11 protein-coding genes are annotated in these 9,265 nt (G+C 59.0%); 5 read left to right on the top strand and 6 right to left on the bottom strand.

The window, feature by feature from the left end; genetic code table 11:
- Positions 1 to 573: 573 nt before the first annotated feature.
- The 3 genes from dnaJ to QZ292_RS08070 form a co-directional block, all read right to left on the bottom strand.
- Positions 574 to 1,767 (bottom strand): molecular chaperone DnaJ, encoded by a 1,194-nt coding sequence (gene dnaJ / locus QZ292_RS08080; RefSeq protein WP_294600394.1) that lies wholly within the window; start codon positions 1,765 to 1,767, stop codon positions 574 to 576.
- Between the two features lie 342 nt (positions 1,768 to 2,109).
- Positions 2,110 to 2,691 carry a nucleotide exchange factor GrpE gene (locus tag QZ292_RS08075; RefSeq protein WP_294600392.1) on the bottom strand — a complete coding sequence of 194 codons (582 nt, stop codon included), beginning with the start codon at positions 2,689 to 2,691 and terminating at the stop codon, positions 2,110 to 2,112.
- A 47-nt stretch (positions 2,692 to 2,738) separates the two neighbouring features.
- Complete coding sequence (locus tag QZ292_RS08070) at positions 2,739 to 3,863, bottom strand: glycosyltransferase family 4 protein (RefSeq protein ID WP_294600390.1); 1,125 nt, start codon at positions 3,861 to 3,863, stop codon at positions 2,739 to 2,741.
- 105 nt (positions 3,864 to 3,968) lie between these two features.
- On the opposite strand from QZ292_RS08070, the gene QZ292_RS08065 reads away from it, so the two are divergent.
- From QZ292_RS08065 to QZ292_RS08050, 4 genes are all read left to right on the top strand, one after another.
- Positions 3,969 to 4,130, top strand: a complete 162-nt coding sequence (locus tag QZ292_RS08065; RefSeq protein ID WP_294600388.1) for a hypothetical protein — start codon at positions 3,969 to 3,971, stop codon at positions 4,128 to 4,130.
- A 42-nt stretch (positions 4,131 to 4,172) separates the two neighbouring features.
- Positions 4,173 to 5,351, top strand: a complete 1,179-nt coding sequence (locus QZ292_RS08060; RefSeq protein WP_294600386.1) for a glycosyltransferase family 4 protein — start codon at positions 4,173 to 4,175, stop codon at positions 5,349 to 5,351.
- 198 nt (positions 5,352 to 5,549) lie between these two features.
- Positions 5,550 to 5,933 (top strand): hypothetical protein, encoded by a 384-nt coding sequence (locus QZ292_RS08055; protein ID WP_294600384.1) that lies wholly within the window; start codon positions 5,550 to 5,552, stop codon positions 5,931 to 5,933.
- On the top strand, positions 5,887 to 6,336 hold the full coding sequence (locus QZ292_RS08050) for a hypothetical protein (RefSeq protein WP_294600382.1): 450 nt from the start codon (positions 5,887 to 5,889) through the stop codon (positions 6,334 to 6,336). The genes QZ292_RS08055 and QZ292_RS08050 overlap by 47 nt, the downstream gene beginning before the upstream one ends.
- Before the next feature lie 4 nt (positions 6,337 to 6,340).
- Here QZ292_RS08050 and QZ292_RS08045 read toward each other — a convergent pair whose 3' ends face one another.
- From QZ292_RS08045 to QZ292_RS08035, 3 genes are all read right to left on the bottom strand, one after another.
- A complete protein-coding gene (locus QZ292_RS08045) occupies positions 6,341 to 6,775 on the bottom strand; it encodes a hypothetical protein (RefSeq protein ID WP_294600380.1) in 435 nt (144 codons plus the stop codon).
- 325 nt (positions 6,776 to 7,100) lie between these two features.
- Entirely contained in the window at positions 7,101 to 7,898 is a 798-nt protein-coding gene (locus QZ292_RS08040; RefSeq protein WP_294600377.1) for a 1,4-dihydroxy-6-naphthoate synthase, read from the bottom strand.
- A 43-nt stretch (positions 7,899 to 7,941) separates the two neighbouring features.
- Entirely contained in the window at positions 7,942 to 8,952 is a 1,011-nt protein-coding gene (locus QZ292_RS08035) for a 2-hydroxyacid dehydrogenase (RefSeq protein WP_294600375.1), read from the bottom strand.
- 143 nt (positions 8,953 to 9,095) lie between these two features.
- Between QZ292_RS08035 and QZ292_RS08030 the strand changes: the two genes are divergently transcribed.
- Entirely contained in the window at positions 9,096 to 9,242 is a 147-nt protein-coding gene (locus QZ292_RS08030) for a hypothetical protein (protein ID WP_294600372.1), read from the top strand.
- Positions 9,243 to 9,265 lie beyond the last annotated feature (23 nt).

The following is a 9,265-nucleotide window of genomic DNA, read 5'->3' as shown; positions in this document are numbered from 1 at the left end:
CGCCCCGTCAGGGGCGCGCGGGCCGGTAATCCCGGCCAACTTTTCGTTTACAAAGTGGGGTGAAGCCTGCGGGGCCCAAAAGCAACGGAAGTTGCGGGCCTCCGCTGCGGGAGGCTTCGGCCCGCACGGTTCTACGAACCGCAAAAACTTCGCCCAATTCTCAGCCCCGTGTCCGCCTCACTGCGGCTCCGCTTTCGCTCCGCCGGTGCCTCCGGGCACTCCGAAATAGACCGACTCTACCCGTTTTCCCCGCGCGCTGGAGGAAATCTTATGGCCTCGGGCCGGCCGGGCCCCGCGTGCCCGCGGTGGGCAGATGGCTGTGTCAACCCAAATCTTCGCACCGTTCTCTGTTCGCGCGCCGAGCTTCGACTGGCCTCAGGCCGGCCAGGCCCCACGTCCCGTGGACGGGCGATGCTTACGCATCGCTGCGGCAGCCTCTACCCCACTCTTTGACCGCGCGCCTCAGGCTCCGCAGGACTCAAGTTTCAGCCACACCCATACTCAAAAAAGGTCGCCCCCTTTTGGTGATACCAAAAGGGGGCGACCTTTGTACATCATACACAGCCCTACACGTCACGACAGAAAATAGCTCCGCATCCGGTCGAAAATATTCCGTCCCTTAGCTCCGCTATTGACCGTATTCGGCTTAAAGTTTTCCGACGTACGGAGTTTTTCCAATGCCTCTTTCTCCGCCGGCGAAACGTGTGCCGGGATATGGATGTCCACGACTGCCAGCAAATCGCCCGTTCCACGCCCGTTGATATCGGGAATCCCCTTGCCCCGCAGCCGAAGCACCCGGCCGGCCACCGTTCCCGGTTCGATCTTGATCCGGGCCTTGCCGTCCACCGTCGGAATCTCCACCGAGGCACCCAAAACAGCATCCGCCACGTTCAGCTGCAGATTGTAAATCAGGTCGTTCCCCTCCCGTTTGAGTTCCGGATGCGGCTCCTCTTCGATCACCACCAACAGATCGCCATTGATCCCGCCGTTCCGGGCAGCATTCCCCTTGCCGGAAACCGAAAGCTGCATCCCTTCGCCCACGCCTGCCGGAATGTTGATTTCGACAATCTCCTCGCCTTTCACCGTTCCCGTCCCGTGACACTTCGGACACGGCGCCGTAATGGTCTTTCCCGTCCCGTCGCACGTCGGACAGGTCGCCGTCGTCTGGGTCTGACCGAAGAAGGTATTGACCACCTGCGTCACATGCCCCGAACCGCCGCACGTCGCACACGTCGTATACGAATTGCTGTCCTTCGCCCCCGTCCCGCCGCACTGATCGCAGGCGATGTTCTTCTTAATTTTCAGCTTTTTGGTCGTCCCCTTGACGATTTCGGCCAACGTCAGTTTGACTTTGATCCGCAGGTCGCTCCCCCGATTGACCCGCGCACCGCCATAGCCGCCCGCTGAACCGGAACTAAAGCCTCCAAAGCGCCCGCCGCCGAAAATATCGCCGAAACGCGAGAAAATATCCTCCATCGTAAAGCCGCCGCCGTATTCGCCGAACCCGCCGAATCCACTGGCTCCGCCGCCGGCTGCTCCGCCCATCCCGGCATGACCGAACTGGTCGTAACGGGCCTTCTTGTCCGGATTGCTCAGCACGTCATACGCTTCGGCAGCCTCCTTGAACTTCTCTTCGGCGTTCTTGTCGCCGGGGTTCTTGTCGGGGTGAAACTGAATCGCTGCCTTGCGGTAGGCTTTCTTTATCTCTTCGGCCGATGCGTCGCGACTCACACCGAGCACTTCGTAATAATCCCTCTTTCCTGCCATTATCTTTATTTATAAATATTCATTTTCTGTGTCTACCCGCAGGGAACTGCCGCTTTCTTGTAAGAAAGCGGCGCAAAGAACTTTTAGTTAGCTACGCTACTCCTTACGCTCCGCAGTCCTCAATCTTCGAGATTGCTTTTGGGTCGGGATTGTAGCGCGCTAATGCGAGCTAAACCTTATTGCGCGCTACAACTCCCGGCCCAAAGAAGAGTCCGAGAGTTGGGCCGCCGGCAGCTTTAGGATGCGCAAGCATCCTCTAAAGTTTTTCTGGTTCTCTTTGTTCACAAAGAGAACAGTACCCTCCTGGGCAAAGACGGATAATCGAATGGTTACAAGTTACGATCATTCGCCGACCACCACTTTTGCAAAGCGCAACACCTTGTCCTTCAACATGTAGCCCGTTTGAACCACATCGATCACCGTTCCCTTTTTGTCCTCCTCCCCGACCGGCACCTTGGCCACCGCATCGTGAAAATCCACGTCCAGCGGTTTACCCAGCGCATCAATCGGTGTCACCCCCTTGGATTTGAGAATATCCATGAACTTCTGATAGATCAGCCGCACCCCCTCGCACTCCGCCGCCACGTGCTCCTTCCCGTCGAGTGCCGCAATGGCCCGTTCGAAATCGTCGACCACCGGAATAATCGCCTTGATGACATCCTCGCCCCCGTTCGCAATGAGGTCCATCTTCTCCTTGAGCGTCCGTTTGCGGAAATTGTCGAATTCGGCTGCCAGCCGGATATATTTATCCTGCCACTCCGCCGCCGCATCTGCCATTTTGTCGTTTTCAGCCGCCGCTTCGACATCCTGTATCTCCTGATCCGGTGTCAGCGTGTCAGTGTCGATCGTAGGCTCGGGCGCCGTATCGTCCAGTGCATTATTTTCAAGCTCGTGATTTTCAATATTTTCCTTTTGATTTTCCATAACATGGGGCTATTATTCCGCGATAGAGTCGTCAAATAGCGTACCAATTACCTCTCCTCGCAGCCGAAAACCGACCGCAAAACCTCCATCTGACGCTCCGGATTGAATTTCTGTTCGATGACGGCATAGCATGCTTCGCGCGTGACCGCCCGTTCCGCTTCGGTCGCCGCCAGCCACGGACGAATCGCCCCGGCCAGCGAGTCGGCGTTCCCCTCGTCGAACAGTGCCCCGGTCACGCCCGGCCGAATCGCCTCGAACTCAGGCATCTGATGTTCAGCCGTGCCGTGCGTCACCACCGGCGTGCCGAATGTCAGGGCATGGATGGCCGTCAGACCCGCATTCCCCGGACTGACGCAAGCCGCGCTGTGGTAGAGAAACGTCCCGATCAGATGTTCGTCATAGGTCTCCCCATAGAACCAGACCCGATCGGTCAATCCGTCCGCTTCGGCCAGCGCGACGAGTCGGTCGCGCTGGGGGCCGTCGCCGAGCAGCACCAGATTGCAGGGCGTTCCCTCCCGTTCGAGCCGAGCCATCGCATCGAACAGCAAATCCAACCGTTTGACTGCGGTCAGCCGGCCGACAAAGACCAGCAGAGGGAGGTCATTCCCGAAATAGTTCCGGATGAAGCCCCGGTCGCCGATCCGGTTGCGGAGGGTGCATTGCTGCTCGTAGTCCAACGAGTTGTATATCACGGTCATCCGTCCGGCCGGAAACCCCTCGTCGAGCAACAGCCGCCGGGCGCGCTCGCCGTACAGCAGCAGATGCCCCGCCAGACGCAGATAGGTCAGATTCTTCCACCGTTTCAACCCCTTTTCATCTCCGTACAACCCGTGCGTCCAAAGGTAGACCGGCCTTCCCAACAATCTGGCGATCAAAGCGATCACCCAGTTGGATCGAATCCCCGGATTACCGGTCAGGATATAGGCGTCGTATCGTTTCGCGAAGGCCTTCCGGATGGCGCCGCGCTGCCAGACGAGTTTTCCGCCGCGGCGGTAGATGTTGTGCAGGTATCCCCGAAAACCCTTCAGTTCCCGCAAATCCATCAGAGCGATCCCGCCGGTGGACTCCTCGCCGGCGACAAAATCGTACTCCACGGCCGGATCCCCGTCCATCCGCCGGTAGATACCCGCCCGGTACCGGGGGGCGATATTGAACAGACAACAGATTTTCATTCTATCTTTGCTACAAAGATACGCCGCTTTTTCGGTCGGAGGGCCACTTTTTCGTAGAAACGGCCGGAAATCCCCGCCCCGGGCTTCCGCGGCAACGATGGCGCGGTGAACCATGCCGGTAACTACGGATTCAGCTGGTCCTCTTCCGTGACTGTCGCCACGAACTACCTCAGAGGGTTCGGTTTGAGTGCGGGGTCGACGGGGTTTGCTCCGAACAGCCAGGAGACCTGCGGCCTCGGTATTCAGTTGCGTTGCCTCTCGGAATAAACGGAAGACGCGCACGAACAGGCGCCACACGACGTAAATGAGATGAAAATTTTATTGATCCATAACCGGTACAGCCGGGCGGGCGGCGAAGAGACCGTCGTGCAGCTCCAGCGGCAACTGCTGGAACGCAACGGCCATACCGTAGTGATGTACGAGCGGTCGTACGACGAGATCCGACGGTGGCGGTTCGGGCGCTTCGCATCGCTCTTTTCAGCGCTCTATAACCGGCGCGCGGTGCGCGACGTGCGGCGGATCGTCGAACGCGAAAGGCCCGATGCGGCCATCGTGCACAATCTTTTTCCGGTGATTTCGGCCGCCGTATTGCCGGTTCTGAGACGAGGAGGCGTCCGGGTGCTGATGACCCTGCACAACTACCGGCTGGTCTGTCCCACCGGACTTTTCTATACCGGCGGCGAGATTTGCGAACGGTGCGGCACGAACCGGGGGCGAGAATGGAACTGTCTCTCGCACCGATGCGAAGGGTCGTGGAGCGGGAGTTTCGGTTACGCCCTGCGCGGGTGGTGGAGCCGCACGCGAGGCTACTTCGCCGAGAATGTCGACCGTTTTCTGGCCCTATCGGAATTCCAACGCACCTTATTGAGCCGTTATACCGGCATTCCGGCGGAGCGGTTCGCCGTGGTGCCGAATTGCATCGACCCGGCCCTGATGCCCGAGCCGTCGGCCGAGGCCAGAAAGGCAGGCAGGCACTATGTCGCCTACGCCGGACGGCTCAGCCGGGAAAAGGGGATCGACCTCCTGATCGAAGCGGCGCGACGGCTGCCCGACGTATCGTTTCTGGTAGCGGGCGAAACTGCCGAAGGATACGAGCTGCCGCCGATACCCGACAATATGCAGCTGTTGGGCCGCCTGGGACGCGAAGCACTGGCCGACCTCTACACCGGAGCGGCAGCCGTAGCGGTGACCAGTCGGTGGTACGAAGGTTTCCCGCTGTCGGTCATCGAAGCAATGTACTACGGGGCGCCGGTCGTGGTGCCGAATTTGGCGGGACTGCCGGAGATCGTCGGACACGGCTCCTGCGGAGCGGTCTATACGCCGGGGGCGGCGGACGAGCTGACGAAACGGTTAAAGGAGTTGCTCAGCGATCCGGAACGGGTCGACGAATTGGGCCGAGCGGGTCGGGAACGGGTGACGGAGCACTACCACTCGGCCGTTTATGCACAGCTTTTGCTCGAACAGATCGAACAGCTCGAACGGCCGTAATGGCGACATATCCTCTTCCCGGAGAGCTTCGGCGCGGATTCCACACTTAGGAATCCGCGCCGATTTTTTATGCCCCCCGAAAAACGAGAGAAGGGATTACCCGCCGTTTGTCCACCGAAACGAAATGCCGCACATTTGTCCCGTCGAACCGCTCCCCTCCCCAGTCGACAAAAACCCGTATGACAAAAACGAACAAAAATGAGCGAAGAGATAACCACCCTGATCGTATCGACACTCGTGGCGGCCGTTTCGGGGCCGCTGAGCGCCTGGATAAACAGCCGGATACTCCGCCAAAAGTACCGGATCGAGATCGGACAACTGCGTGCCGAGATGCAGGACAAACTGGCGGCCGTCAAAAGCCACGAACTGGACAACGTTCGCAAAGCGAGCGACATCCTGATGGAAAATATTGTTAAACCGCTTGAAAAAGAGCTTAAATCACTGCGTAAAGATGTGGATAAATTCCGAAAAGCGATCGAGAAGATACCTTCTTGTGCTATGGCTGACAGCTGCCCTGTCTCTCGGGAGCTGCTCGTTGCCGAAACGGTCGACTGGCAGCACGGTTCGAATCGAGAACAGTAAAGTCGCCCACACGGTTCTGGACAGCCTCCTGCTGAATGAATCGGCGGCCCGGCTGGAACTTCGGACGACGATCGACAGCGAGACGGAGACGGAACTGATCGTCTACGACACCCAACAACCGCCGAACGACTCGACGGGGCTTCCGCCGGTGCGGGCCGTATGGCGCCAGTCGCGCAAGGAGGCTCGACAGGAGCGGCAAAACACGGAATCGAGCGACCGAACCGACCTCCGGGTATCGGTCGCGGAAACGGAGACGCTCGCCGAACAAGCGGAATCGGTTCACAAAGAGGAACGCAAACCGACGGCGGGCACGGGAACGCTGAAATTCGGCATCGGTCTGGCGCTGTCGGCAGTCGCGGCATGGGGCATCGGCCTGCTGTTCCGCCGACTGAAACGACGGTAGTTTCCTACCGTCTCAGCAGGTGCCAAAGCAGTGCGGCTCCGGCGAGCGTCAGCACGACGGAGGCGGCCATCGCCGGTACCAAAATCGCGAACGTGATGCGAATCCAACCGCCCAACACGCTAATCCCCAATCCGAAAACGCCGATTACGCCGATCACGGAACTGACAAACACCAGAAGCAGGTGTCTCCGTTTCCGTCGGGTCGTGCAATGCGGGTTTCCGCGCGCCACCTGGCGTTTCAAAGCGAGTCGCCCTACTCCCCAAGCCGCGCCTGTCACAACGGCTGTCCCGAGCAGATACCACGCCCACAACGGGAATCCGCCCTCCTCGGGCTGTACGCTGGCGAGCAAAATAGCCAAAAGGGCACAAAACAAGGGCACGCCGACTACGCCTACGGTTTGCCGATAACTCCCGAACGGATTCTCTTCTGTCTGATTCATGTTTTTTTGTACACTTTGCTTTGTGCTGGAGGGTACTGTTCTTTTTGTGAACAAAAAGAACCAAAAAAACTTCAGACGGATGCTTGCGCATCCTAAAGCTGCCGGCGACCCAAATCTTGGTCTTTTCTTTGGGCCGGGGATTCTTCCGGGCGCGCTAATGCGGGAATTACCCTAACGCGCCCGAAGAGCCCCGACCCAAAAGTAATCACGAAGATTGAGGATTGCGGAGCCTAAGGAGTAGCGTAGCTATCATGAAAGTTCTTTGCGCCGCTTTCTTACAAGAAAGCGGCAGTTCCGTCCTACTCAAAAACAATAAGTCCAAAATTCACAGCAACACCGAACGATCAAGAGCCGTCAAGCGCAACACCGCCTCCAGCCCCGCAGCACCCAACGACAGCGAATAATCATTCACGAAATAAGAGATATGCTTTTGCCTCACCTCCGCCTCCAGCTCCTGCGCGTGGGTTCGGACAAACTCCGCCGACGCCTCCGGATGCGCCTGCGCATACTCGATGCTCCGCCGAATCACCCGCCCGACCCGCTCCGCCACCTCAGCCCCGTGGCGCCGGTGAATCACAATTCCCCCCAACGGAATCGGCAACCCCGTGCGCCGTTCCCACAGCTCGCCCAAATCGGCCACCAGCCGCAACCCCTGCGCCGCATAGGTAAAGCGTCCTTCGTGAATCAAGACCCCGGCCTCCAGTGCCCCCGCCGCCACCGCCGGCGCGATTTCGGAAAAGAGCATGGCCCGTTTATGAATCGCCTCCGGGAAAAGCAGCGACAGGAGCCGGTTGGCCGTCGTCCGCTCGCCCGGAATCCCGACCCGCACGTCGCTCCACTCCTCCGCCCCGATCAGCCGGCGACTCACCAGCAGCGGCCCGTTTCCATGCCCCAGCGCACTCCCGCTGTCGAGCAACCGAAACGCCCCCACGGCCTCCGGCAGCGCCGCATAGCTGATTTTGACGATATCCTCCTCGCCGTCGCGTTCGATCGCCGCACGGTTCAAGGCCTCGATATCGTCGAACCGTACGTCGAAACCGAGCCCCTCGGTATCCACCAATCCGTGGATCAGGGCATGAAAAATAAACGTGTCGTTCGGACACGGCGAAATATGCAACCGCATGGTTAAATCTGATCTACCGATACTTCCGTCCCAGCCCATCCCCTTACCGCCCTTCGATCACCACCTCATTCACCAACCGATTCCCCGTCTCGAAATCCCGGATATTGGAGAGCGTCGTGTGCGCGATATTGGCCAGAGCCTCTTCCGTAAAAAATCCCTGATGCGAGGTCACGATCACGTTGTTGAACGACAGCAGCCGGGCCAGCACGTCGTCGTCGATGATCTTGTCCGACTTGTCCTCATAGAAGTAATCTCCCTCCTCTTCATACACATCGAGCCCTGCCGCCCCGATCCGCTTCTGTTTGAGCCCCTCGATCAGCGCCTGGGTATCGATCAGCCCGCCACGGCCCGTATTGATAAGCATCACGCCCGGTTTCATCCGTCCGATGGCCCGGTCATCGATCAGATAGCGGGTCTGTTCGGTCAGCGGACAGTGCAACGAAATGACATCCGCCTGCCGGTAGAGCTCGTCGAGCGACACGTACCTCATCCCCACCTCTCCGGCAAACGTTTCGTCCGGAAAGGGGTCGTAGCCGACGACCTCCATCCCGAACCCGCGCAGAATCCGGATCAATATCCGCGCGATCTTTCCCGTACCGACAATCCCGGCGGTTTTGCCGTACATGTCGAATCCCATCAATCCGTGGAGGGCGAAATTTCCGTCCCGCGTCCGCCAATAGGCGCGGTGGATTTTCCGATTGAGCGAAAGCATCAGCGCCACAGCGTGTTCGGCCACGGCATGCGGCGAATAGGCGGGTACCCGCACCACCCGAATCCCTTCGCGCAGGGCGGCTTCGAGATCGACGTTATTGAACCCGGCACACCGCAGGGCGATCAACGGTACTCCCTGTTCTTTCAAGGCCCGAATCGTCCCGGCATCGGCGGTGTCGTTCACGAAAATACATACCGCTCCGGCCCCTTTGGCCAGCACAGCGCTTTCGGCTGTCAAATGCCCTTTATAATAGCTGATTTCAAATCCATAGATTTCATTCGCACGGTCGAACGACTCCCGGTCATACGGCTGTGCCCCGTAAAATGCGATCCTTGTTGGCATAATATTCTATCTATCCATTCTGTTCGTCCGCGGACGTCCCGGATTTTCGCCGACCGAGGCGAGCATACGATAACTCTTAGCAAAAAGGATGCCCCGCCCCGGGCTTCCGCGACGCTGGCGATAATGGGCGGTTAGGCGATCTGATGCACGTCGGCAACCTCGGGTACAGTTGGTCGTTCGCTGGCAGCGGGACTGGCAGCGTGTTCTTGGGCTTCAACGCGCAGTACCTCACTCCCGTCGGTGCGGGCCACCGTGGCTACGGTCTTCAGTTGCGTTGCCTCTCGGAATAAACGGTGCGTGTCGCACTCACAAA

This window comes from uncultured Rikenella sp., from assembly GCF_910577125.1.
GTDB lineage: Bacteria > Bacteroidota > Bacteroidia > Bacteroidales > Rikenellaceae > Rikenella.
Note: the sequence above shows the minus strand (reverse complement) of the source record. Positions and strands in the feature narration are given on the sequence as shown.